Raw genomic sequence first — 24471 nt, forward strand, 5'->3', positions numbered from 1 at the left:
CGTGAGGCCGGCGTGGGCGCGTCCACCTGTTCGACGTCCGCGACGGGGGCCGGCTGGGCGACCGACCGGCGCGGTCGAGCCGCGCGGGGCGGCCTCCCTAGACTCGGTCGAGGTGCCCGGCGACCCGGGTGCCGAACCGGAACGAGGAGAGTGCATGGCCGTCCGAGCCATCCGGGGCGCGACACAGGTCGACGCCGACGACCGGGAGCAGGTGCTCGAGGCCACCCGTGAGCTGGTGACCGCGGTGCTGGAGCGCAACGACCTCGGGCACGACGACGTGATCAGCATCCTCTTCACGGCCACTCCCGACCTGGTGTCGGAGTTCCCCGCCCTGGCCGCCCGCGAGCTGGGCATGGGCGACGTGCCGCTGATGTGCGCCACGGAGATCGACGTCCCGCACGCCCTTCCCCGGGTGCTGCGGCTCATGGCGCACGTCGAGACCCCGCGGACCCGCGCCGAGATCCAGCACGTCTACCTGCGCGGCGCGACCGCCCTCCGCCGGGACATAGCCCAGTGAGCGAGCGCCAGCGAGCGGTCACCACCGGGCTGGGTGAGAGCCCAGTGAGCGAGCGCCAGCGAGCGGCCACCACTGGGCTGGGTGAGAGCCCAGTGAGCGAGCGTGCGAGCTCGACCGGGAGCACGGCGAGCTTCCGGGGTCAGATCACCCTGGACGGGCCGTCGGGCACGGGCAAGTCCAGCGTGGCCAGGGGAGTGGCGGCCCGCCTGGGTGCCGCCTACCTCGACACCGGGGCGATGTACCGGGCGGCGACGGTCGCGGTCCTCGACGCCGCCGTCGACCCCGAGGACGCCGACGCGGTGGCCCGCACGGTGGCCGCGGCGCGGATCGAGGTGGGCACGGAGGCCGGCACCGAGCTGGTCCTGGTCGACGGCGTGGACGTCGCCGCCCGCATCCGGGGCGCCGAGGTGACGCGGAACGTCTCGGCCGTCTCCGCGGTGCCCGCCGTCCGCCGTCAGCTCGTCGAGCAGCAGCGCGCGCTCGTCGCCGCCACCGAGGCCGTCGTCGTCGAGGGGCGGGACATCGGCACCGTCGTGCTGCCCGACGCCACGCTGAAGGTCTACCTGACCGCCGCGCCCGAGGTGCGGGCCGAGCGGCGGGCCGGCCAGCTGGGCATCACCGACCCGGCGGAGGTGGCCGCGCTGGCCGAGGACCTCCGCCGTCGCGACGAGTACGACAGCAGCCGGGCCGACAGCCCGCTGCGGCCGGCCGAGGACGCCGTCGTCGTGGACAGCACGGACCTGGACCAGCAGGGCGTCGTGGACCGGATCGTCGAACTGGCCGCATCGGCCGTGGGAGCGGGGGATCGGTCATGACCGAGCAGACGTCCGGGCCGCTGCCCGTCGTCGCGATCGTGGGCCGGCCGAACGTCGGCAAGTCCACGCTGGTCAACCGGTTCCTGGGCCGGCGCGCCGCCGTCGTCCAGGACACGCCCGGGGTGACCCGCGACCGGATCAGCTACGAGGCGCTGTGGAACGGCAAGCGGTTCACCGTCGTCGACACCGGTGGCTGGGACCCCAAGGCCAGCGGTCTCGGCGCCTCGATCACGCGGCAGGCCGAGTACGCGATGAAGACGGCCGACGTGATCGTGTTCGTCGTCGACAGCCAGGTCGGCGCCACCGACACCGACCTCGCCGCGGCCCGCATCCTGCGCCGTAGCGACCGCCCGGTGATCCTGGTGGCCAACAAGGTCGACGACGAGCGCAGCGAGGCCAACGCCGCGGAGCTCTGGTCGCTGGGCATGGGGGAGCCGCAGCCGGTCAGCGCGCTCCACGGCCGGGCCAGCGGTGACCTGCTCGACCTGGTGCTCGACGCGCTGCCCGACGCCCCCCGCGAGCAGCCGGAGGAGGGCGGGCCGCGCCGGGTGGCGCTGGTCGGCCGGCCCAACGTGGGCAAGTCGAGCCTGCTCAACCGGCTGGCCAAGGACGAGCGGTCCGTCGTCGACTCGGTCGCCGGCACCACCGTGGACCCGGTCGACTCCATCGTCACCCTGGGCGGTGAGGAGTGGCGGTTCGTCGACACCGCCGGCCTGCGGCGCAAGGTCAGCAGCGCCAGCGGCATGGAGTACTACGCCAGCCTGCGTACCGAGGCCGCGATCCAGGCGGCGGAGGTCGCCGTCGTCCTGCTCGCCGCCGACGAAGTCATCAGCGAGCAGGACCAGCGGGTCATCAGCCAGGTGGTCGACGCCGGCCGCGCGCTGGTCATCGCGATCAACAAGTGGGACACCCTGGACGAGGACCGGCACGCCCAGCTGGAGAAGGAGATCGAGCGGGAGCTGGCCCGGGTGCGCTGGGCCAGCCGCGTGAACATCTCGGCCAAGTCGGGGCGCGGCGTCAACAAGCTCGCCGACCACCTCCGGGCCGCCCTCGCGTCGTGGGAGTCGCGCGTGCCGACGTCGGAGCTGAACAGCTTCGTGCGCGCCCTGGTGCAGGAGACGCCCCCGCCGGCGCGCGGCGGACGGGCCCCGAAGATCAAGTACGTCACGCAGGCCGACATCCGGCCCCCGCGGTTCGTGGTGTTCTCCACCGGGTTCCTGGAGGCCGGTTACCGCCGGTTCCTGGAGCGGAAGATCCGGGAGCGGTGGGGCTTCGAGGGGACGCCGATCGAGGTCTCGGTCAAGGTGCGCGAGGGCCGGGACAGGGAGACCCGGCGCGGCTGACCTCGCGCTCGCCGCGCCGGGTCCCTCGTCAGGGCCCCGGGCGGACGTGTCCGGGGACGTCCGGCTCGGGTCGCGGAGCGGGCACCCGCGGTGCGGCGTGCTTGCCGCGCGACGGCGGCTCCGGCTCGTCGTGGCGCTGCGCGAGTCGGCTCGGCCACCACATCAGCCGGCCCAGGTCCAGCGTGAGCGCGGTGACCAGCACCGACCGCACCACGATCGTGTCGAGCAGCACGCCGAGGGCGACGGCGATGCCCAGCTGGGTCACGAACGTCAGGGGGAGGGTGGCGAGCACCGCGAACGTCGCGGCGAGCACGACGCCGGCCGACGTGATCACCCCGCCGGTGGCCGACAGGCCGATCAGCGCCGCCTGGCGGGTGCCGTGGTCGAACGCCTCCTCCCGCACCCGGGTCATCAGGAAGATGTTGTAGTCGATGCCGAGGGCCACGAGGAACACGAAGACGAACAGCGGGAAGGCGCTGTCGGTGGACTCGACCCCGACCAGCCAGTCGAAGATCAGCGCGCTGAGCCCGAGGGCGGCACCGTAGGACAGCACCACCGTCGCGATCAGCACCAGCGGCGCGACCACGGCCCGCAGCAGCACGCCGAGGACCAGCAGCACCACCAGCATGATGAGCGGGATGATCACCCGGTTGTCGCGCTGAGCTGCGGTCTGGACGTCGAGGTTGAGGGCGGTGTTGCCCCCGACCAGGGCCTCGCCGTCACCTACGCCGTCGAGCGCCGAGCGCAGTTCGCCGATGGTGTCGTAGGCGGCCTGGCTGTCGAAGGGGTCCGCGAGCGTCGCCTGGATCAGCGCGGTGTCACCGACGACCTGCGGCTCCCCGGCCTGGCCGATGCCGTCGGTCGCCGCGACGGCGCGGGCGACCTCGCCGGCGGTGTCGGCGTCGGTCAGGACGTACACGGGGTTGCCGGCGGCAGCGGGGAAGTGCCGGCTCGCGACCTCGTCGCCCTCCACCGACTCCGGGGTGCCGCGGAAGGCCTCCGCCTGGCTCAGGCCCTTGGCGTTCAGGCCGAACATGCCGAGGCAGGCCACCAGGAGCAGCGCCGCCGTCACCGTCCAGACCATCCGCGGGCGCGGCCTGATGAGCGCTCCCATGCGCGCCCACAGGCCGGTCGCGCTCGGCTCGGCGCTGCCCACCGCGGGACGCACCGGCCAGAACACCCAGCGCCCGCAGACGACCAGCAACGCCGGGAGCAGCGTCATGAGGACCGCCAGGGTCACCGCGACGCCGATGGCGGCCACCGGGCCGAGGCCCTTGGTCGAGTTCATGGTGGCGGCGAGCAGGCAGAGCATGCCGAGGATCACCGTGCCGCCGCTGGCCAGGACAGCGGGGCCGGTGCGGTGGACGGCTTCGGTCATGGCCTCGTGCCGGTCGGCGTGCAGCCGCAGCTCCTCGCGGTACCGGGCGACCAGCAGGAGGGCGTAGTCGGTGCCCGCACCGACGACCAGGACGGTGAGGATGCTGGCGCTCTGCGCGTTCACCGTGAGGTCGGCATAGCGGGCGAGCAGGTAGATCAGTGCCTGCGAGCAGAAGAGCGCCACCACCGCCGAGAGGATCGGCAGCACCCACAGGACGGGGCTGCGGTAGGTCAGCAGCAGGATGACGACGACGACACCGAGGGCGGCGTAGAGCAGCGTGCCGTCGATGCCCGCGAAGGCCTCGGAGGAGTCGGCCGCGTTGCCGCCCGGGCCGGTCACCCAGACGTCGAGCCCGTCGGGGCCGGTCCTCGCCTCGGCGCGCATGTCGTCGACCAGCGGGCCGATGGCCTCCCACCCCTCCGAGCCCACGTTGAGCGGCACGACCAGCTGGAGGGCCTGGCCGTCCTCGGCCGGGATCGGCCCGGTGACCGGGCCGTCGACCTCGTCGAGCTGCCCGAAGACGCGGGCGTCCTCCTCGACGGCGGCGACGTCGGCCGGGGTGAGGCCCTCGGTCCGCTCGTAGACGAACACCGTGGGGATGATGTCGGGATCCGAGCCGAGCGCGGACTGCCGCTCGAGCGCGCGCGTGGACTCCGCATCGCCCGGCAGCCACGACGAGATCTCGTTGTCCTGCTCGGCGGTGAGGCCGCCGGCCAGCGGAGCGGCGGCCGCCGCCAGCACGAGCCAGAACACGAGGATGGCCCACTTGAGCCGCGGATGGCTCACGCGAGAAGCGAACGACCTGCCCATGACGGAGACCTCCGGCACCTCGGTGTCCGCGCTCGGTGCCATTGCTGCACCACGGCGTTTCGACGCGGCGACGCTAGCGGGGAGTCCCGTCCGCTGTCACCGCATTTGACCGTGGCCGGGCGCGGAAGGGGGAGCGGACCGCACCGGCGGGTGCGGTAACCTACCTGGGCGGTCGTCGTGCGGTCCTGGGTAACCGGCGAGCGGACGGCGCGCGGGCTGTAGCGCAGCTTGGTAGCGCACTTGACTGGGGGTCAAGGGGTCGCAGGTTCAAATCCTGTCAGCCCGACAGAGTGCAAGCGCAGGTCAGGGGCCGTTCCGGAGAGATCGGGGCGGCCCCGACTCCTGCTCCGGTCGGTCCGGGCCCTTGCTGGCCACCATGTCGTCCCCCTACTGGCCGCGTCGCGACGGCTACCCGGACACGCCGGCCGACACGTGCTGGTAGACGCCGCTGATCGCGACCCACGAGGTCGACACCGGAGCGATCATGCGGGCCCGGACACGCGACCGCGGTGACACGAACCCGTGGCGACCGGTGGCTGCCGCCGGCCGAACGGCGCACCTGTCGCCAGCAACGGGTCGATCGCAGTTGGCGCGCAGTACCGTTGTCCGGTGGGCGGTCATCTCGACGCAGCCCGCGGCGCGTACGCCCGACGGGACTGGCTCGTCGCTCGCGACGAGTTCGGCCGCGCTCGCGCCGAGGAGGAACTGAGCGGGGACGACCTCTACGCGTTCGCCAACACGTACTGGTGGCTCGGGCAGCTGGAACAGGCACTTCCCGCGCTCGCGGAGGCCCATCGGGCGCTCCTGGCGGAGGGGCGGCGGCGGACGGCGGCGATGGTGGCGCTCGACACCGGCTACACGTACGGCCTGCGCGGCGAGGAGGCGCAGGGGAGCGGCTGGATCAGCCGGGGCGTTCGCCTCCTCGAACGGGAGGGGGACTGCGCCGAGCGGGGCTACCTCCTGTACTGCGACGGCGAGGGCGCCTGCACTGCCCACGACCTGGAGCGCGCGCTGGCCCTGGCCGGCGAGGTGCTCGAGACCGGACGGCGCTTCGGCGACCGGTGCCTGGTCGCCCTGGGGGTACTGCTCGAGGGCAGGGTGCGGGTCAAGCGGGGCGAGGTCGAGGCCGGGCTGGCGCTGCTCGACGAAGCGATGGTCGCGGCGGTCTCCGACGACCTCGACCCGGGGTGGGCCGGGAACATCTACTGCAATCTCATGCTCACCTGCTGGGAGGTGGCGGACTGGCACCGCGCCGGAGAGTGGACCGCCGTCACCGCCCGCTGGTGCGAGGCGATGCCGGGTGCCGGACCGTTCATGGGGATCTGCCGGGTGCATCGAGCCCAGGTGTTGCAAATGCGCGGCGACTGGGCCGGCGCGGAGTCCGAGGTCCGACGGGTGTGCGACGAGCTCACGGGCTTCCACGTGTCCATGCTCGGGGAGGCGCACTACCAGCTCGGTGAGCTGGCTCGTCGGCGGGGCGACCTGGCCGGCGCCGAGACCGCGTACGCCGACGCCCACCGGCGTGGCCGAGATCCGCAGCCCGGCCTCGCGCTGCTCCGCCTGGCTCAGGGGCGACCGGCGTCGGCTGCCGCCATGGTCACGCGCGCCCTCACCGGCGCGGGCGCCGACTCCCTCGCCCGGGCACGGCTCCTGCCCGCCGCCGTCGAGATCCTCCTCGCCGTCGGGGACCTCGGCCGTGCCCGCCACGCGGTCGACGAGCTGGGGGAGCTGGCGGCGAGGTATCCGACCGCCGGCCTGCGCGCCGTGGCGGCGACCGCAGGAGGGGCGGTCGCCCTCGACGCGGGCGACACGGCCACCGCATGCGCCCTGCTCCGGGAAGCGGTCGAGGCCTGGCAGCGCATCGGCGCCCGGTGCGAGACCGCGCACGGGCGGCTCCTGCTGGCCCGGGCGCTCGCCGGACTCGGCGACGTCGACAGCGCCGCCATCGAGCGGGAGGCGGGGCTCCGAGAGCTCCGGTTCCTGGGTGCGCCGCGCCCGCGCGAGGCCCCCAAGGGGCGTTCCGACGGCCTGTCCGCCCGCGAGGTCGAGGTGCTGCGGCTGGTCGCCGACGGGCGGTCGAACGAGGAGATCGCCGAGACGCTGGTGCTCAGCGTCCGCACCGTCGAGCGCCACCTGGCCACGGCGTACCAGAAGCTCGGCCTGCACGGCCGGTCCGCTCGAGCCGCCGCCGCCTGCCACATCCTCGGGACCGACGCGGTTGCGTAGTCGGATGGGTGGTGCCACCGATCCGACGCGGGCGCCGGTCGGACAGCGTGAGCGCCATGACGAGCACCCTGACGACCAGCACCCTGCCGACCAGCACCCTGACGACCAGCACCCTGTCGACAACGGAGTCCACCGTCGACCGCGAGCGTGCGGTGGCGGCGTTGGTCACCGCGTTCAGCACCGATCCGGTGATCAGGTGGCTGTACCCGGACCCCGACCGCTACCTCTCGTTCTTCCCGCGGCTGGTGGGGCTCCTCGGCGGCGACGCCTTCGCGGCGGGCACCGCCGAGGTGAGCCCCGACCACACCGGTGTGGCCCTGTGGGTCGCCCCCGACGTGGCCTCCGATGACGACGCCGTCGCGGCGCTGTTCGAGGAGTCGATCGACTCCTGTCGCAGCCATGCCGTCATGGCGCTGCTGGAGCAGGTCGTCACGCACCATCCGGCCGGCCCGGTGTGGTACCTGCCGTTCATCGGCGTCGACCCGCTCGTCCAGGGCCGTGGCGTGGGCAGCCGGCTGCTCGCTGCCGGCCTCGCCCGAGCCGACCGCGACGGGCTCCCCGCCTATCTCGAGGCGAGCACTCCCAGGAACCGGGCCCTGTACCTACGGCACGGCTTCGACGTCGTCGGCGAGCTTCGCGCCGACGACTCGCCCCCGCTCTGGCCGATGCTCCGCCTCCCGCGGAAGGACCCCGAGCGATGAGCCGCGACGCCGTGGCCGCCGCCAGCCCGGCACAGGCGTACCAGGAGTACTTCGGGCCCGCGATCTTCGAGCCGCTGGCCGCGAAGGTGCTCGCCGTCGCCCCACCCGCGGCCGGCCACCGGATCCTCGACGTCGCCTGCGGGACGGGGATCCTCACCCGCCGCCTGGCCGAGGCGGCCGGGCCCGGCGGCCAGGTCGTCGGCATCGACATCAACCCGGCGATGATCGACGTGGCCCGGGCGCAGGCTGCCACCGGCGCGCCCGTCGAGTACCGCCACGGAGATGGCATCGCGCTCGACGCACCCGCGGCGACGTTCGACGCCGTGTACTGCCAGCAGGGGCTCCAGTTCTTCCCCGACCGGCCGGCGGGTGCCCGCGAGATGCGCCGCGTCCTGGGCGACGGCGGCCGGGCCGTGGTCGCCACCTGGCGTGGGCTGGACCACCACCCGCTCTACGCAGCCCTGGCCGACGCCGAGGAGCCACACCTCGCCGACCTCGGTGTGCGGATCGGTCGCGACGAGCTGGAAGCGCCGTTCTCCCTCGGGGATCCCGACGAGCTGACCGGCCTCCTCCACGGCGCCGGCTTCGCCCACGTCCGCGTGCACGCCGTCTCGCTCGAGGCGTGCTTCGCCGACGCCGACCACTTCGTGGAGCGCATGGAGTACGCGTATGCCGCCGTGATCCCTCGCTTCACCGAGGACCCGGCATCGTTCGCCGCCTATCTCCAGGCGATCGGCCGTGCTACGGCCCAGGTCGTCGCAGACCACCGCGACGGCGACACCGTCGTCGTCCCCATGCACGCCAACATCGCCATCGCCGCCTGACCTCTCGTCGAGCCGCGGCACGCGCGGGCCGATCACCCGGCAGGGGGGCCGGCGGACGAGGGCGGGCGAGTCGCGACTGCTGGTCCTGGACGACCCGGGCAGGTCAGCGGCCACCCGGGTCGAGCAGTGGAGGAAGCGCCTGCAAGGCGCGCCGGAGAGCGCGCATGTTGCGCTCGCCGACGTGCGCCGTCCACCGTTGCTCGGCGTCGGCGATGGCACCGACGGCGACCCGGACGGCGTCCCAACCGCGTGGGGTCAGCCGCACGATCTTGGCCCGGCCGTCGGCCGGGTCGGGCACCCGCTCCAGGTATCCGCCGCGCTGGAGGTGGTCGACGAGTTCGACCATCGATCCCTTGGTGACCTGGGCGCGTTCGGCCATGTCGGTGATCCGGCTGCCGTCCTGCCCGATGGTGTCGAAGACCTTGCCGTGGGCCGGGCGGATGTCGGCGAAACCGGCCGCGTCGAGCCGCCGGTGCACCTCTGCGACCACGGCCGCGTAGGCGGCCTCGATCAGCGTCGTGAGGTCGGGGTGCTCACTCACTCCGGTCGACCGGTCGCCCCCGGAGGGGGTCCCACGATCTCGTAGTGGTACCGGGCCGCCATGCGTTCCATCAGCCCGGGGTCGGGCTCCTCCTGCGGCATCGGTCCCAGCGTCATCGCCGTGGCGGGCGACCCCATGTCGCGGAATTCCTGCTCCGCTCCGCCGGGTGCGTGCAGGCAGAGCAGCCGCCCGGTCTCCTCGTGGCAGACGAAGCCGTGCGGGACGTCCTTCGGCAGGAAGGCCAGCGTGCCGGTCGGCGCGGGGAGCACCTGGTCACCGACGTGGAACGTGAACCGGCCGCCGAGCACGTAGAAGGCTTCGTCCTCGGCGTGATGGACGTGCATCGGCGGTTCACCGCCGCGCCGGACGAGGATCTCCATCGCCGAGAACTGACCGCGCGTGTCGGCGGCGTCGGCGAGGAACGAGAACAGGTGCCCCATGTACCAGACCGAGTTGTCGGCAGCCGGCGTGCGGGCGAAGGGGGTGAGCAGCTGAGCGGTCATCGCGTCCTCCTCGTTCGGGAGCCGAACCAAATGGTATGGGTTCCGAACAGTCGGTGCAAGAGGATCAATGACTCGGCCAGAGGGGCCGTGGCCTGACCCCCAGGGCGGAGGCGATCGTCCGTAGGTGGTCCAGGTCGATGAGCAGGACGGCGGTCGAGCGCTCTGCCGCGCCACCGCGTGCGTCAGGCGGTCCCGGAGCAGCGTGCGGTTCGGCAGCCCGGTCAGGCCGTCGAGGGACGCCCCCGTCGCGCAGCCCCTGGGGCAGATCCGTGGCGAGGACCGGCGTCTCGAGCTCGAACAGCAGGTGGCGGAGCCGGACGCTCGCCCCGCGGACGGCGTCCATGTTGTCTCGACCCCGGGGCCTCGTCCGGCACCCGGTCGCGCAGCCGGTTGCGCGGGCGCGCTCACCGACGCCCGCCAGCGCGTTCAGCGAGCGCCTCGTCGAGGCCCAGGAGGACGAGCGCGCCCGCATCGCCGCCGACGTGCACGATGACTCGGTCCAGGCGCTGGCGGCCGTGGGCCTCCGCCGGGGGGCCGCGCTGCTCACGGCCCGCCCCTAGTCTCCACAGGCTCGGTCGGCAGGGATCCCGCCGGCGGGAGCGCGGGGACGGGCGGCGCCCGGGCCTTGTGGTCCCGGACCCGCCCGAGGAGCATCGGCGCAACCTGCGGCGCCGGCGGTGGGGGAGCCGCGGGCGTGCCCTACTTCGAGGAGTGGCCATGACGCAGCAGGAGCGGGACACCTCCGGCGACTACGAGTACGACATGGCCCACGAGCCGGCCGGCACGACCACCGCGCCGGAGCACACCCGGCACCAGCGGCACGCCGGCCCCCCCGCGGGGCAGCCCTCCGACCGCGGTGGGGACTACGGCTACGACGAGTCCCACTCGTTCTAAGGGGCCGCGTCCCGAGCGCGCCGGTCCTCGTACGCGTACCCCGGCGGAGCGGGGGTAGCCCGGGGCGGTGACCAGGAGCGCGCGGCCCGCCGCCACCGGCCGGGGCCAGGCGCCTCCCCGCACCTCGGGACTCCTGTTCGGACTCGGGCTGGGTGGCTTCGTCGACGGCATCGTGCTGCACCAGATCCTGCAGTGGCACCACATGGTCAGCGCGGAGACGCCGCCGACCACGCTGGCCGGACTGGAGGTGAACACGGTGGCCGACGGGTTCTTCCACCTGGCGACCTGGGTGCTCGTGGTGGCCGCCTCGATCACCTCGATCACCGCGTGGCGGCAGGGGCGGCTGGCGCCCAACTTCTCCTTCCACCTGGGGCTGGTGCTGACCGGCTGGGGGATCTTCAACCTGGTGGAGGGCCTCATCGACCACCAGGTGCTCGGGGTGCACCACGTCCGCGACGACCTGGGCGCACCGCTGAGCTGGGACCTCGGCTTCCTGGCGTCCGGCGTTCTGCTGGTCATCGGCGGCTGGCTGCTGCACCGCCGCGGCGCGCGGGCCCTGGAGCAGGCGGCGGAGCGCCGCGGCTGACGGTGCCATGGGGCTTGTCCGTGTCCCCTCCGGCGGGCAGGCTGTGAACCAGACCACAGTCGCAACCCCCAGGAGGCCACCGTGGAAGCTCATGTCGGGGACCGGATCGTCGTGCGGTCCACCCACCAAGGCGAACCCGACCGCATCGGCGAGATCATCGAGTGCTCGGAGCCCGGGGGAGGACCTCCCTACCGGGTGCGCTGGGAGCCCGACGGGCACACCGGGCTCTTCTACCCGGCCGGCACCGCCTCGGTCCTCCGCTCCGAAGCCGCACACGGCTGAGCGCCCGCCCCATGGCGAAGGACACCGCGACGGCGCCGGCACCGCGACCGGCCGCGAAAGTGCGCAACGTGGCGCTGGTCGGCCACGCCGGGGCGGGCAAGACCACGCTCGCCGAGGCCCTGCTGGTGGCCACCGGTGCCCTTCCGCGCGCCGGCCGGGTGGAGGAGGGCAGTACCTGCCTGGACACCGAGGACGTGGAGGTCCGGCAGCAGCGCTCGGTCTCGCTCGGCGTCGCCACCGTCGAGCACGCCGGTCACCGGATCACCCTGCTCGACACCCCCGGGTCGCCCGACTTCGTCGGTGAGCTGCGGGCGGGGCTGCGCGCCGCCGATGCCGCCCTCTTCGTCGTCTCGGCGGTCAACGGGGTGGACGCCACCACCGTGCAGCTGTGGGAGGAGTGCGCCGCGGTCGGGATGCCGCGGGCCGTGGTCATCACCCAGCTGGACCGCGCGCGGGCCGACGTCGACGACGCCGTCCGCCTGTGCCAGCTGCTGCTGGGGGAGGGCGTCTTCCCGGTCCACCTCGTCGACCGCGGCCCCGACGGGTCGGTGCGCGGCCTGGTCTCGCTGCTCCAGCCCGGCGTCGACGCGCCGGACGCCGACCGGCTCCGCTCCGAGCTGATCGAGGGCATCATCGGCGAGAGCGAGGACGAGGCCCTCATGGAGCGGTACCTGGCCGGCGACGAGCTGGTGCAGGCCGACCTGATCGCCGACCTGGAGACGGCGGTGGCGCGCGGGCACTTCCACCCCGTGCTGTGCGCGGCGCCGTTGACCGGCATCGGCATCCCCGACCTGCTCGAGCTGATCGTCACCGGCTTCCCGTGCCCCATGGAGCACGGCTGCCCGCCGGTCACCCGCCCCGACGGCTCGCCGGCCCCCGCCCTGACCTGCGACCCCGACGGGCCGCTCGTGGCCGAGGTGGTCAAGACGACCACCGACCCCTACCTCGGCCGGGTCAGCCTGGTCCGCGTCTTCTCCGGCACGTTGCGGCCCGACATCCCGGTGCACGTCTCCGGCCACGGCATGACCGACCGCGGCCATCCCGACCACGACGTCGACGAGCGCATCGGCGCGCTCTCCTCACCGCTCGGGGCCACGCTCCGGCCGGTGGCCGCGTGCCCCGCCGGCGACATCTGCGCCGTCGCCCGGCTGTCCAGCGCGGAGACCGGCGACACCCTGTCCTCGCCGGAGGATCCGCGGCTGATCCCCCCGTGGGAGCTGCCCACGCCGCAGCTGCCGATCGCCCTCGAGGCGGCATCCCGGGCCGACGAGGACCGCCTGGCCACCGCGCTGGCCCGCCTGGTCGCCGAGGACCCCACCGTCCGCCTGGACCGCCGGGCCGACACCGGCCAGCTGCTGCTCTGGTGCGTCGGCGAGGCCCACGCGGAGGTGCTCCTGGAACGGCTGCGCACGCGGCACGGCGTCGCCGTCACCACGGTGCCCGTCCGGGTGCCGATGGTGGAGACCCTCGCCGGTCCGGCCCGGGTCACCGGGCGGCACGTCAAGCAGTCGGGCGGGCACGGCCAGTACGCCGTCGTGGTCATCGAGGGGGAGCCCGGGCCGCCGGGGTCGGGCATCGTGTTCGAGCAGCGGATCGTCGGCGGAACCGTGCCCAGCCAGTTCCACGGCAGCGTGGAGAAGGGCATCCGCACCCAGGCCGAACGCGGCATCAGCGGCGACCGCCCGCTCGTCGACGTCCACGTCACCCTCGTCGACGGCAAGGCGCACTCCGTGGACTCCTCCGACGCCGCCTTCCAGGCGGCCGGGGCGCTCGCGCTGCGGGAGCTCGCGGCCGCCGCCGGCACGCGGGTCCTCGAGCCGTGGTGCGAGGTGGCCGTCGTCGTCCCGGGGGAGTACGTGGGCGCGGTCATGAGCGACCTCTCCGGACGGCGCGCCCGGGTCACCGGCAGCGAGGCCGATCCGGTCCGGGACCGGACGACGGTGCGCGCGGAGGTGCCCGAGGTGGAGCTGCTGACCTATCCCGGGGTGCTCCGCTCCGTCACGCACGGCACGGGCAGCTTCACCCGCAGACCCCTCGGCTACGAGCCGGCACCCGCGTCGGTGGCGGTGCCGGCATGAGCTGGACCTGAGACACCGACCCCGGTCTCCCTCCCGTCCCGCCTGCACGTTCCGTTCCAGGGACGGCAGGTTCCGGTGCGCCGGGTCCCAGCCGCGGCGCGCGGGACACTAGCCTCGGAAGCGGTGTGCAGCGGGCTGGAGGGAACGTGACGTCGTCGAACGGGCCGTCGGCGGCTGCTCCCGTGCCCCGGGCGGGTTCGCTGCCCGTGGCCGGTGCGCCGTCGGTCACGGGCCGGGAGGGACTGCCCGACCGCATCTGGACGGTGCCCAACGCCCTGTCGATGCTGCGGTTGCTGGGCGTTCCCCTCTTCCTCTGGCTCCTGCTCGGCCCCGAGGAGGACGGCTGGGCGGTCGCCGTCCTCATGGTCTCCGGCCTCAGCGACTGGCTCGACGGCAAGCTCGCCCGCTGGTTCGACCAGAGCAGCAAGCTGGGCGCGCTGCTGGACCCCGCGGCCGACCGGCTCTACATCGTCAGCACCGTGGTGGCGCTGGCGCTGCGCGACATCGTCCCGGCGTGGATGGTGGGCCTGCTGATCGGCCGGGAGGTGGTCCTGGCGATCATGCTGCTGGTGCTCCGCTACCACGGGTATCCGCCCCTGCAGGTGCACTACCTCGGCAAGGCGGCGACCCTCCTGCTGCTCTACGCCTTCCCGGGCCTGCTGCTGGCCCACGGCTCCGGCTGGGTGGCCACCCTCGCCGAGCCCTTCGCCTGGGCCTTCACCATCTGGGGCACCGCCCTCTACGTCCTGGCCGGCCTCTTCTACGTCATCCAGGTCGTCGGCATCGTGCGCACCGAGCGGGCCCTCGCCGTCCCCGGGACGGCGCGGTGACCGCACCCCCGCGGGGTGGCGGGCCGCGCTCGATGGGCGCTTCGCTCCTGGACGCCGTCCTCGCCGAGACCCTCGACCCCGCCTACGCCCAGGCCGCCGCGGCCCGGTCCGCCGCCGGTGGGACCTCACGCCCGCGCCGGCGCGGCGGGGTCATGGTGGTGCTGACGATGGCGCTCGCCGGGCTGCTCGTGGCGGTCACCTACAACCAGGCCGCGGCCAGTGCCCAGGGCCGCGAGCAGGTGCGGGCCGCCCTGATCGACGACATCCGGAGCGACTCCGCCGTCACCGACGAGCTGGCCGCGCAGCTGGAGGACCTGCAGGCCGAGGTCGCCGCCACCCGGGACGACCTGCTGGCGGCCAGCGCCGTCGGTCAACGCGCCCTCGACGACCTCGCGCGCGCCGAGCGGGGCGCCGCCGCGGTGCCGGTCACCGGACCGGGTCTGCTGGTCACCCTGGCCGACGCCGACCCGGAGGCCGACGACGACCCCGTCGGCGGCGGCGCCGGAGAGGACCCGCGCGAGCAGGTGCAGGACGGCGACCTGCAGCTGGTCGTCAACGCCCTGTGGGCGGCCGGCGCCGAGGCCGTCAGCATCAACGGCCAGCGCCTGGGTCCGACGACCGCCATCCGCTTCGCCGGCGAGGCCGTGCTGGTCGACTTCCGCCCGGTGGCCAACCCCTACGAGATCAGCGCCATCGGTGATCCGGACACGTTGTCGACGGAGTTCCTCGGCAGCCCGGAGGTGAACGCGCTCGCGCTGATCTCGGAGACGTTCGGCCTCCGGTTCGACTTCTCCCAGGAGGACGAGCTGACCGTGCCGGCGGCCGGCATCCCCGAGCTCCGCTCCGCACGACCGCAGGGCCGGGAGCCGGCCCACGAGGTCGCGCCCACCACCGATCCCGACCCCGAGCCCGGAGGCTGACCCGTGATCCCGATCCTCGGACTCGCGGCCGGTGTCCTGCTGGGTCTCTTCTTCGATCCCACCGTTCCGTTGTGGCTGCAGCCGTACCTGCCGATCGCGGTCGTCGCCGCGCTCGACGCGGTCTTCGGCGGGTTCCGCGCCCGGCTGGACGGGATCTTCGACGCGAAGGTGTTCGTCATCTCGTTCGTGTCCAATGTCGTCGTCGCCGCGCTGATCGTCTTCCTCGGCGACCAGCTCGGGGTCGGTGCGCAGTTGTCCACGGCGGTGGTCGTCGTCCTCGGCATCCGCATCTTCGGCAACGCCGCCGCCATCCGCCGGCACGTGTTCCGCGCATGAGCACCGACGAACGCCCCGGCACGGGCACCGACCCGGGCGACGACGACGTGGTGGTGCCGCACCCCTTCGGTCCCGGTACGCGCGGAGAGCAGCCGCCGGCGGGGGAGCGGATGGGCGGTGGGCCGATCGCGTCTGCCGCCACCCGGGGCGAGGCGGACGGGGACGGGCGCGAGGACGTCGTGGAGCGGGTGCCCAGGGACGAAGGCGCGGACGCCGGGTCGCAGGAGGACGCCCGGGACCGGGGCGGGGCCGACGCGTCCCCGGAGGCCGAGGAGCCCCGCACCGCGGAGGAGCCCGACGGTGTCCCGCCCGAGCCGGCCGCGGAGAAGGGCGCCGATCGGGCCGCCGGTCCGGTCGCCGGCACCACGGGACCGGGCGCCTCGACGTCGAGGCGCCGCACGCGGGATCCGCTCGCCGCCGCGCTGATCGGCGTCCTCACGCTGCTGCTCGGGTTCGCCTTCGCGGTGCAGGTGCGCGCGGTGGGGGACGACCAGGAGTACGCCGGCGCGCGCGAGGAGGACCTGGTCCGCATCCTCGACGAGCTCAACGCCCGCGAGGAACGCCTGCGCGACCAGATCGCCGAGCAGCGCAGCGCCCTGCAGCAGCTCTCCAGCTCCGACAGCCAGACCGCGACCGCGCTCGAGGAGGCGCGGGCGCGGGCGGAGGCCATCGGCATCCTCAACGGGACCATCGCCGCCCAGGGCCCCGGCCTCGTGATGACCATCCGCGACGCCGGCGACGAGGTCCGCGTCAGCGACATCGTCGACGCCATCCAGGAGCTGCGCGGGGCCGGGGCGGAGACGATGCAGATCGACGACGTCCGCGTGGGCGTCTCCACCGCGGTCACCGGCCCCCCCGGCAACCTGATGGTCGACGGCCGGCCCATCACCTCGCCCTACGAGTTCGTCGTCATCGGATCGCCGCAGGACATGCAGACCGCCCTCAACATCCCCGGCGGCGTGGCGCAGGATCTGACCAGGCAGGGCGCCACGGTGGAGATCGAGCCGTCCGACCAGGTGGTGGTCGACGCGTTGCGGCCACTCGACACGCCTCAATACGCTTCGCCGGACACCGGCGGCTGAACCAGGACGTCCCTGCTCCCGCCGCTCGCAAGCTCCCGGCGGGCCCCTGCAGGGAGGCCACGGCACCCTTGGGAGACCCATCGCATGAACACCCCTGACGACCGCCGATACACCGATCAGCACGAGTGGGCGCTGGTACAGGGCACCGACGGCACGTCGACCGTCGTCCGCGTCGGGATCACCGACCACGCCCAGGACGCCCTCGGCGACATCGTGTTCGTCCAGCTGCCCGCCGTGGGGGACGAGGTGGGCCCGGGGACACCCATCGGGGAGGTCGAGTCGACCAAGTCGGTGTCGGACGTCTACGCCCCCGTGGCCGGCGTCGTCGCCGCGGTCAACGAGGCGCTCGTCGACGCGCCGGAGACCATCAACGCCGACCCGTACGGCGAGGGCTGGCTGGTGGAGATCAGCGTGCCGGGCGAGGGTGGCGACCCCATCGGGGCGCTGCTGGACGCCGACGCGTACCAGGCCCTGGTCGACGCGTCCTGACGGCCCGGCCACCGGGCTCCGGCGAAGCCATGGTCACTATGATCGCGTCGGGTGACCGGAACCCGGTGACCAGCCCGGCGACCTCGGTTCCACACCCTGTACGTCCGGTTGACCCTCGGGCCGACCGGCTGGTTCCATGACCCACGGTCCGCCGCCTCCGCGGCGGCCGACCCACGGCGGGCCGTCCGGTCCGTCGTCCGCCGGCCGCTCGCGGCCCGTTCCGAGGCCCGCGGCGGGGCCCCTCGCACAGGAGGAGACAGACGTGCACTGCACTCGATGCGGCCACGAGAACCCCGAGGGCAGTCGCTTCTGCGCCCAGTGCGGCACGGCGCTCTCCCAGGAGCGGGTCGGCGAGTCGACCAGTGTGATCCCCAAGGTCGGCGGGGAGGACACCGGCGAGGCCGCCGAGATCCCCGAGACGATCGACGCCCACGCGGGCGCGGTGGAGTCGCTCCCGGCCGGATCGGCCCTGCTGGTCGTCAAGCGCGGTCCCAACGCCGGCAGCCGCTTCCTGCTCGACCAGGACGTCACCACGGCCGGCCGGCACCCCGACAGCGACATCTTCCTCGACGACGTCACCGTCAGCCGGCGGCACGTGGAGTTCCACCGCGAGGGTGGCGGCTTCTCGGTGCACGACGTGGGCAGCCTCAACGGCACCTACGTCAACCGGGAGCCGGTCGACGTCGCCAACCTCGCCGGGGGTGACGAGGTGCAGATCGGCAAGTTCCGGCTCGTCTACCTCACCGGCCCCCGCACCGGCGAGCCGGCCGCTCGCTAGTGGGCGGGCGCCGCGGGCCGCGCACGGACGCCGGCGAGACAGGGACGTGACGGCGGTGCCCGAGCGCGGCGGCGCGCTCGGGGACGCCGCCGACCAGCACACGCCCCGCCTGACCATCGGCGAGGTGCTGGCCGTTCTTCGCGACGACTTCCCCGACGTGACGATCAGCAAGATCCGCTACCTCGAGTCCGAGGACCTGGTGCACCCGCAGCGCACGCCGTCGGGGTACCGGAAGTTCTCGCGTGCCGACGTGAGCCGGCTGCGCTACGTCCTGGCCGCCCAGCGCGACCACTACCTGCCGCTGCGCGTCATCAAGGAGCACCTCGAGGCGCTCGACCGCGGCGAGCCGGTGCCGACCGCCGGAGGCGGTCCCGGATCGGTGCCGCCCCCACCGATCGCCGACCCCGACGCGGACGGCGGGGTCCCGCCCCTGACCCCCGAGCAGTTCGCGCGCGCGGCCGGCCTCGAGCCCGGGCAGCTGGCCGACTGCGTGCAGTTCGGCCTGCTGGCCACCGACGCCGACGGGCGGCACCCGGCCGCCGACCTCCCCGTGGCCCGCGCCGCCGCCGGCCTGGCCCGGCACGGCATCGAGCCCCGGCACCTGCGGGTCTACCGCAGCGGTGTGGAGCGCGAGGCCGGCCTGGTGGAGCAGCTAGTCGCCCCCGTGCTGCGCGCCCGCTCCGAGGAGGCCCGGGCCCGTGCGACGGAGAAGCTGCGGGAGCTGGCCACGCTGTCGGCACAGCTGCACACGGCGCTGCTGGAGGCACGCCTGCGGGATCTCCTGAGGCCGTGAGTGCGGCGTACCGTGAACCCGGCAGGACCTGACCGCGCGGGACGGGGCAGCCCGACGCCCCCGCCCCGTTCCCAGCGTCCGGCCGCCTGACCAGACAGAGCCGCCCGCCACCCCCGGGCCGCAGCCGAGGAGTCGCACCGTGCAGGAGCTTCGAGTCGTCGGTGTCCGCGTCGAGCTGCCCGGGAACCAGCCCATCCTGCTGTTGAAGGAGACGCAGGGGGAGCGGTACCTGCCCATCTGGATCGGCGCGGTCGAGGCCGCCGCGATCGCCTTCGAGCAGCAGGGGGTCCGGCCGGCACGGCCCATGACCCACGACCTGCTCCGCGAGGTGGTGACCGCCCTGGGCGCCACCCTCGAGGCGGTCAACATCACCGAGATGCGCGACGGCATCTACATCGCCGAGCTGGTGTTCGGCGACGAGCGGGTGGTCAGTGCCCGGCCCTCGGACGCCGTGGCGCTCGCCGTCCGCACCGGAGCCCCCATCTACGGCGCCGACGACCTGCTGGACGAGGTGGGGATCGAGATCCCCGACGAGCAGGAGGACGAGGTGGAGAAGTTCCGCGAGTTCCTCGACCAGATCTCGCCCGAGGACTTCGGCGCCGGGTCGGGCTCGGGCGGCTCCGCCTGAACGTGGGCCGCTCTGCCCACCCCTCGCAGGCTCGCGGCGGGACCATGCGGAGCGGTCGCTCCGACCGGAGGCCATCCATGCTCTATCGGCCGCGGCACCGCGGGACTCCACTCGAAATGATGAGGGAGGCGACACGCCGCCCCGCTCAGTTGACCGACCCTCGACCCCGGCTTACGGTCGGCGAACAACAACGGTGTGACACCTGAGGTCAGTGGGTGCAAGCCCATCCAGGCACGAAGCCGTCGACCCGCACCGCACCAGCGGCACGGGACCAGAGGAGGACGCTGACGTGAGCGACCAGAGCGACGGCTCCCAGGGTCAGCTGTTCAGCGATGCCGCTGTCGGGGCCCCGCCGTACGACGAGGTCGACACCGACCTCGTCGGTTACCGCGGCCCGACGGCGTGCGCCGCTGCAGGCATCACCTACCGCCAGCTGGACTACTGGGCCCGCACCGGCCTCGTGGCGCCGTCGGTGCGAAGCGCCACCGGGTCCGGCACCCAGCGGCTGTACTCCTTCCGCGACATCCTGGTGCTCAAGGTCGTGAAGCGGCTGCTGGACACCGGTGTCTCGCTCCAGAACATCCGCAAGGCCGTCGACCACCTGCGCACCCGCGGCATCAAGGACCTCGCCAACGTGACGCTGTTCTCCGACGGCGCCACGGTCTACGAGTGCACCTCGGCCGAGGAGGTCGTCGACCTGCTGGCCGGCGGTCAGGGCGTCTTCGGCATCGCGGTCTCCGGGGCGCTGCGCGAGCTGTCCGGTGAGCTGGCCGAGCTGCCTGCCGAGCGCCTCGACGGCGCGCCGGTGCACTCCGCCGACGACGAGCTCTCCCTCCGCCGTCGCCGTCGGGCCCAGACCGCCTGATCCCGAGCCGGTCGGGGCCGCTCCGCGGCCGCGGAGCGGCCCTTCGTGCGTCGGGGAGATCGTGCTCCGGGTGGTCCTCGTGCTGTCGGGTACTGCGCGACCCCCGCACCGGGTGGCCGCCGGACCGGCGCCGGCGAGGAGGGTTCCGGCTCCGTCGGTGCCCACGGCAGCGCTGGTAGCGTGCCGGTAATGGCCGACCGTGCTGAGACCGCGGGGCAGCCGGCGGGGGAGACCCTTCCGCCGCTGACCGGGTCGCTCCCGTCCTTGACGTCGCTGAACCCCGCCGGTGGCTTCGCCGACCGGCACATCGGCCCGCGCGCCGCCGACACCGCCGAGATGCTCGCCGCGGTCGGTCACCCGTCGCTGGAGGCCCTGGTGGACGCCTGCGTCCCCGAGGGGGTGCGGGACCGTACGCCGCTGGACCTCGCGCCGGCCGCGGACGAGGCGGCCGTGCTGGCACTGCTGCGCGAACGCGCGGACGCCAACGACGTCTACACCTCGATGATCGGTCTGGGGTACCACGGAACGGTCACCCCGCCGGTCATCCAGCGCACGGTGCTCGAGAACCCCGCCTGGTACACCGCCTACACCCCGTACCAGCCCGAGATCAGCCAGGGCCGGCTCGAGGCGCTGATCAACTTCCAGACGATGATCGCCGACCTCACCGGCCTACCGGTAGCCGGCGCCTCCATGCTGGACGAGGCGACGGCGGCCGCGGAGGCGATGACGCTCGTCCGGCGCGCCGGTCGGGCCACGGCCGACGCGGTCTTCGTCGTCGACGCCGACACCCTCCCGCAGACCCTCGCCGTGCTGCGGACCCGCGCCGAGCCGCTAGGCATCCGGCTGCACGTGACCGACCTGTCCGCCGGGTGGCCCACCGACCTGCCCGACGCCGGGGCGTTCGGCGTGCTGCTGTCCTATCCCGGCGCGAGCGGCGCGGTCCGCGACCACCGCGCCCTGGCCGCCGCCGCCCACGAGGCCGGCGCGGCGGTGGTCGTCGCCGCGGACCTGCTCGCCCTGACGCTGCTGGAGGCACCGGGGGAGTGGGGCGCCGACGTCGCCTGCGGCACCAGCCAGCGGTTCGGCGTCCCCATGGGCTACGGCGGTCCGCACGCCGGCTACCTCTCGGTCCGCGAGGGCCTGGCCCGCCAGCTGCCCGGCCGCCTGGTCGGGGTCTCGCTGGACGCCGACGGCGACGTCGCGTACCGGCTGGCCCTGCAGACCCGGGAACAGCACATCCGCCGCGAGAAGGCGACCAGCAACATCTGCACCGCGCAGGTGCTGCTCGCGGTCATGGCGGGGGCCTACGCGGTCTACCACGGTCCCGAGGGCCTGGCCGCGATCGCCGCCCGCGTGCACCGCAGCGCCGTCGTGCTGGCGGGCTGGCTGCGCGCCGGCGGGCTGGACCTGGTCCACGAGAGCTTCTTCGACACCCTCGAGGTGTCGGTGCCCGGCCGGGCGGCCGACGTCGTCGCCGCGGCCGCGAGCCGGCGCATCAACCTGCGGCTCGTCGACGCCGACACCGTGGCGGTGGCTTGCGACGAGACGACGACGCCGTCCGTCCTGCGGGCGGTCGCCGAGTCGTTCGGCGTCCGGGCGGACGAGACCGCGCTGGCACAGGACGGCGCCGACGCGCTGCCCGGGCAGCTGCGGCGCCGGACCGCCTACCTCACCCACCCGGTCTTCTCGGCGCACCGCTCGGAGACGGCGATGCTGCGCTACCTGCGGTCGCTGTCGGACAAGGACCTCGCGCTCGACCGCACAATGATCCCGTTGGGCTCGTGCACGATGAAGCTGAACGCCGCCACGGAGATGGCGGCGATCACCTGGCCGGAGTTCGCGAACCTGCACCCCTTCGCACCGGTCGAGCAGGCGCGGGGCTACGCGCAGCTGATCGACGAGCTGTGCACCGCGCTCGCGGAGGTCACCGGCTACGCGGCCGTCAGCGTGCAGCCCAATGCCGGGTCGCAGGGCGAGTTCGCCGGGCTCCTGGCCATCCGGAGCTACCACCGGTCCCGCGGCGACGACCAGCGCGACGTCTGCCTCATCCCCAGCTCCGCGCACGGCACCAACGCCGCCAGTGCGGTGATGGCCGGCATGCGCGTGGTCGTGGTGGCCTGCGACGAGGCGGGCAACGTCGACCTCGCCGACCTCCGGGCGAAGGTCGACCAGCACGCGGAGCGGCTGGCGGCGATCATGCTGACCTATCCCTCCACCCACGGCGTCTTCGAGGTCGACATCCAGGAGATCTGCGGCGCCGTCCACGACGCCGGGGGCCAGGTCTACGTCGACGGGGCGAACCTCAACGCGATGGTCGGGCTGGCGAAGCCGGGCCGGTTCGGGTCCGACGTCAGCCACCTCAACCTGCACAAGACCTTCTGCATCCCGCACGGGGGCGGCGGCCCCGGCGTCGGCCCGATCGGCGTCCGGGAGCACCTGGTGCCGTTCCTGCCGGGCCATCCGCTGGTCGGCACCGGTGCGCACGGACCGGCCGTGTCCGGCGCGCCGTGGGGCTCGGCGGGCATCCTGCCGATCTCCTGGGCCTACATCCGGCTGATGGGACCCGACGGCCTGCTGAGGGCCACCGAGCACGCGATCCTGGCCGCGAACTACGTGGCCGCCCGGCTGAGGGAGCACTACCCGGTCCTCTACACGGGTGCGACCGGCCTCGTGGCGCACGAGTGCATCCTCGACATCCGGCCGCTGACCAAGGCCACGGGCGTGACGAACGACGACATCGCCAAGCGGCTCATCGACTTCGGCTTCCACGCCCCGACCATGAGCTTCCCGGTGGCCGGCACGCTGATGGTCGAGCCGACCGAGAGCGAGGACAAGGCGGAGCTGGACCGCTTCGTCGAGGCGATGGTGACCATCCGCGAGGAGATCGAGAAGGTCGCCACCGGCGAGTACGACCGCACGGACAACCCGCTGCGCAACGCCCCGCACACGCTGGCGATGCTGGCGGGGGAGTGGGACCGGCCCTATCCGCGGACCACGGCCGTCTACCCGGTGCGCGGGCTGCAGGGCCGGAGCTACCTCAGCCCGGTGCGCCGGATCGACCAGGCCTACGGCGACCGCAACCTGGTGTGCTCGTGCCCGCCGCCCGAGGCGTTCGCCGAGCACGACTTCGAGGCGCACGCGCCCGCGGGGAACGGCGCGGTGCCCGGCCGGGGACAGGGCCATCCCGACGACCTCGGGACGGCGGCCGACGTGGTGGGCGCCCAGGCCTGAGGGGGGATGTCGGGGGGCCGTGGCAGGGTCTGCGCCATGACCGCTGCCGACGACGCCACCGCCGACCTCCTGGACTACCTCCAGGAGGCGCGCGATGTCCTGATGTTCAAGGTCGACGGGTTGACCGAGTACGACCAGCGACGCCCGCTCACCCTGACCGGCACCAACCTGCTCGGCCTGGTGAAGCACCTCGCACTCGTCGAGTCCGGGTACTTCACCATGCCCTTCGGCCGCCCCGTCGGGTTCTCCCACCCGTGGTTCGACGACGAGGCCGAGGAGAACGCCGAGATGTGGGCCACCGCCGAGGAGTCACGGGAGGACGTGCTCGCGTCCTACCGGCGGGCCTGGGCGGTGACCGACACGGCGGTCCGTGAGCTGCCGCTGGACGCCGTCGGCCGCATCCCGTGGTGGGGCGACGGCGGCCGCGACGTCACCGTGCGCCGGGTGCTCGTGCACGTCATCGCCGAGACGCACCGGCACGCCGGCCACGCCGACATCGTGCGTGAGCTGATCGACGGCTCGGTGGGCAACCAGGCGGTGGGGGACAACCTGCCCGACCGCGACGAGGCGTGGTGGAGGTCCTACCGCGACCGCCTCGAGCAGGTCGCCCGTCAGGCCGCACGGTAGGAGGCCCTCCTGCTAGGCCTGGACGAGCTCGGGTGCCAGCCACACGTGGTGGTCGCTGACGGCCCGGCCGTCGGGGAGGAGCTCGCCGTCGTCGTCGAAGAGGACGACGCCGTTGCACAGCAGGCTCCAGCCCTGCTCGGGGTGGCTGCTGACGACGGCGGCGAGGTCACGCGCCTCGCTGGCGGCGTCGGGACAGGGCGTTACGTGGTGGCACATGGTGGTTCCATTCGTCCGGTGTTCCGCGAGCACCCGCCGGTGCTACGTACGGTGCTCGTCTGATCACTGATTCGGCAAGTCTGCGGGCGTTCTGAAGCGTCGGGGAGTGACGTGGCTCACCAGGTCACCCGAAGGAGTCGTCAGTTCCTGCCAAGGCGGCGCCGCGCGGAGCGCCGTC

The 24471-nt window shown here is 73.8% G+C and carries 26 protein-coding genes and 1 tRNA gene; 23 read left to right on the forward strand and 4 right to left on the reverse strand.

Features of this window, described 5'->3' with window-relative positions; genetic code table 11:
• Positions 1-154: 154 nt before the first annotated feature.
• The 3 genes from aroH to der all read left to right on the forward strand — a co-directional run bounded on the left by aroH (position 155) and on the right by der (position 2675).
• Positions 155-517, forward strand: a complete 363-nt coding sequence (aroH, locus tag ACFSHS_RS19230) for a chorismate mutase (protein WP_376879600.1) — start codon at positions 155-157, stop codon at positions 515-517.
• 92 nt (positions 518-609) lie between these two features.
• Entirely contained in the window at positions 610-1332 is a 723-nt protein-coding gene (cmk, locus tag ACFSHS_RS19235; protein WP_376879602.1) for a (d)CMP kinase, read from the forward strand.
• Positions 1329-2675 (forward strand): ribosome biogenesis GTPase Der, encoded by a 1347-nt coding sequence (gene der / locus ACFSHS_RS19240; RefSeq protein WP_376879604.1) that lies wholly within the window; start codon positions 1329-1331, stop codon positions 2673-2675. The genes cmk and der overlap by 4 nt, the downstream gene beginning before the upstream one ends.
• 28 nt (positions 2676-2703) lie before the next feature.
• Here der and ACFSHS_RS19245 read toward each other — a convergent pair whose 3' ends face one another.
• Positions 2704-4839 (reverse strand): MMPL family transporter, encoded by a 2136-nt coding sequence (locus ACFSHS_RS19245; RefSeq protein ID WP_376879606.1) that lies wholly within the window; start codon positions 4837-4839, stop codon positions 2704-2706.
• A gap of 236 nt (positions 4840-5075) precedes the next feature.
• On the opposite strand from ACFSHS_RS19245, the gene ACFSHS_RS19250 reads away from it, so the two are divergent.
• From ACFSHS_RS19250 to ACFSHS_RS19265, 4 genes are all read left to right on the forward strand, one after another.
• Positions 5076-5149: transfer RNA gene (locus ACFSHS_RS19250), tRNA-Pro, on the forward strand.
• Between the two features lie 323 nt (positions 5150-5472).
• Positions 5473-7089: a LuxR C-terminal-related transcriptional regulator gene (locus tag ACFSHS_RS19255; RefSeq protein ID WP_376879608.1), complete on the forward strand. Its 1617-nt coding sequence runs from the start codon at positions 5473-5475 to the stop codon at positions 7087-7089.
• Positions 7090-7145: 56 nt separating this feature from the next.
• Complete coding sequence (locus tag ACFSHS_RS19260; protein ID WP_376879611.1) at positions 7146-7790, forward strand: GNAT family N-acetyltransferase; 645 nt, start codon at positions 7146-7148, stop codon at positions 7788-7790.
• The gene (locus ACFSHS_RS19265; RefSeq protein WP_376879614.1) at positions 7787-8614 is read left to right on the forward strand and encodes a class I SAM-dependent methyltransferase; all 828 of its coding nucleotides are present in this window, start codon (positions 7787-7789) and stop codon (positions 8612-8614) included. Before ACFSHS_RS19260 ends, ACFSHS_RS19265 begins: the two co-directional genes overlap by 4 nt.
• A gap of 103 nt (positions 8615-8717) precedes the next feature.
• Here the strand turns inward: ACFSHS_RS19265 and ACFSHS_RS19270 are convergent, their stop codons facing one another.
• On the reverse strand, positions 8718-9155 hold the full coding sequence (locus ACFSHS_RS19270; RefSeq protein WP_376879617.1) for a MarR family winged helix-turn-helix transcriptional regulator: 438 nt from the start codon (positions 9153-9155) through the stop codon (positions 8718-8720).
• The gene (locus tag ACFSHS_RS19275; RefSeq protein WP_376879620.1) at positions 9152-9658 is read right to left on the reverse strand and encodes a cupin domain-containing protein; all 507 of its coding nucleotides are present in this window, start codon (positions 9656-9658) and stop codon (positions 9152-9154) included. The genes ACFSHS_RS19270 and ACFSHS_RS19275 overlap by 4 nt, the downstream gene beginning before the upstream one ends.
• Before the next feature lie 341 nt (positions 9659-9999).
• Here ACFSHS_RS19275 and ACFSHS_RS19280 point away from each other — a divergent pair, with 341 nt between their 5' ends.
• The 16 genes from ACFSHS_RS19280 (at position 10000) to ACFSHS_RS19355 (ending at position 24077) form a co-directional block, all read left to right on the forward strand.
• Positions 10000-10218 carry a hypothetical protein gene (locus ACFSHS_RS19280; protein ID WP_376879622.1) on the forward strand — a complete coding sequence of 73 codons (219 nt, stop codon included), beginning with the start codon at positions 10000-10002 and terminating at the stop codon, positions 10216-10218.
• 157 nt (positions 10219-10375) lie between these two features.
• Entirely contained in the window at positions 10376-10552 is a 177-nt protein-coding gene (locus tag ACFSHS_RS19285; RefSeq protein ID WP_376879624.1) for a hypothetical protein, read from the forward strand.
• Positions 10553-10619: 67 nt separating this feature from the next.
• Positions 10620-11138: a DUF2243 domain-containing protein gene (locus ACFSHS_RS19290; RefSeq protein WP_376879627.1), complete on the forward strand. Its 519-nt coding sequence runs from the start codon at positions 10620-10622 to the stop codon at positions 11136-11138.
• A gap of 81 nt (positions 11139-11219) precedes the next feature.
• Positions 11220-11420 (forward strand): DUF1918 domain-containing protein, encoded by a 201-nt coding sequence (locus tag ACFSHS_RS19295; protein ID WP_376879629.1) that lies wholly within the window; start codon positions 11220-11222, stop codon positions 11418-11420.
• Positions 11421-11431: 11 nt separating this feature from the next.
• Complete coding sequence (locus ACFSHS_RS19300) at positions 11432-13498, forward strand: elongation factor G-like protein EF-G2 (protein ID WP_376879631.1); 2067 nt, start codon at positions 11432-11434, stop codon at positions 13496-13498.
• A gap of 146 nt (positions 13499-13644) precedes the next feature.
• Positions 13645-14328, forward strand: a complete 684-nt coding sequence (locus ACFSHS_RS19305; RefSeq protein ID WP_376879633.1) for a CDP-alcohol phosphatidyltransferase family protein — start codon at positions 13645-13647, stop codon at positions 14326-14328.
• The gene (locus ACFSHS_RS19310; protein ID WP_376879635.1) at positions 14325-15248 is read left to right on the forward strand and encodes a DUF881 domain-containing protein; all 924 of its coding nucleotides are present in this window, start codon (positions 14325-14327) and stop codon (positions 15246-15248) included. The genes ACFSHS_RS19305 and ACFSHS_RS19310 overlap by 4 nt, the downstream gene beginning before the upstream one ends.
• A 3-nt stretch (positions 15249-15251) precedes the next feature.
• A complete protein-coding gene (locus tag ACFSHS_RS19315; protein ID WP_097183245.1) occupies positions 15252-15584 on the forward strand; it encodes a small basic family protein in 333 nt (110 codons plus the stop codon).
• Positions 15581-16666: a DUF881 domain-containing protein gene (locus tag ACFSHS_RS19320; RefSeq protein ID WP_376879637.1), complete on the forward strand. Its 1086-nt coding sequence runs from the start codon at positions 15581-15583 to the stop codon at positions 16664-16666. The genes ACFSHS_RS19315 and ACFSHS_RS19320 overlap by 4 nt, the downstream gene beginning before the upstream one ends.
• 84 nt (positions 16667-16750) lie before the next feature.
• Positions 16751-17155: a glycine cleavage system protein GcvH gene (gcvH, locus tag ACFSHS_RS19325; RefSeq protein ID WP_376879640.1), complete on the forward strand. Its 405-nt coding sequence runs from the start codon at positions 16751-16753 to the stop codon at positions 17153-17155.
• A 262-nt stretch (positions 17156-17417) separates the two neighbouring features.
• A complete protein-coding gene (gene odhI, locus ACFSHS_RS19330; RefSeq protein ID WP_376879643.1) occupies positions 17418-17933 on the forward strand; it encodes an oxoglutarate dehydrogenase inhibitor Odhl in 516 nt (171 codons plus the stop codon).
• Between the two features lie 55 nt (positions 17934-17988).
• Positions 17989-18726: a transcriptional regulator FtsR gene (ftsR, locus tag ACFSHS_RS19335; RefSeq protein WP_376879645.1), complete on the forward strand. Its 738-nt coding sequence runs from the start codon at positions 17989-17991 to the stop codon at positions 18724-18726.
• Positions 18727-18865: 139 nt separating this feature from the next.
• On the forward strand, positions 18866-19354 hold the full coding sequence (locus ACFSHS_RS19340; protein WP_376879647.1) for a bifunctional nuclease family protein: 489 nt from the start codon (positions 18866-18868) through the stop codon (positions 19352-19354).
• Between the two features lie 289 nt (positions 19355-19643).
• Positions 19644-20219 (forward strand): MerR family transcriptional regulator, encoded by a 576-nt coding sequence (locus tag ACFSHS_RS19345; protein ID WP_376879650.1) that lies wholly within the window; start codon positions 19644-19646, stop codon positions 20217-20219.
• 189 nt (positions 20220-20408) lie between these two features.
• On the forward strand, positions 20409-23450 hold the full coding sequence (gcvP, locus tag ACFSHS_RS19350) for an aminomethyl-transferring glycine dehydrogenase (protein ID WP_376879652.1): 3042 nt from the start codon (positions 20409-20411) through the stop codon (positions 23448-23450).
• A gap of 36 nt (positions 23451-23486) precedes the next feature.
• Entirely contained in the window at positions 23487-24077 is a 591-nt protein-coding gene (locus ACFSHS_RS19355; protein ID WP_376879654.1) for a DinB family protein, read from the forward strand.
• Positions 24078-24089: 12 nt separating this feature from the next.
• On the opposite strand, the gene ACFSHS_RS19360 is transcribed toward ACFSHS_RS19355, so the two are convergent.
• Entirely contained in the window at positions 24090-24293 is a 204-nt protein-coding gene (locus ACFSHS_RS19360) for a DUF5999 family protein (protein ID WP_376879657.1), read from the reverse strand.
• Positions 24294-24471 lie beyond the last annotated feature (178 nt).

The organism is Blastococcus deserti (assembly GCF_042682525.1).
Taxonomy (GTDB): Bacteria; Actinomycetota; Actinomycetes; order Mycobacteriales; family Geodermatophilaceae; genus Blastococcus_B; species Blastococcus_B deserti.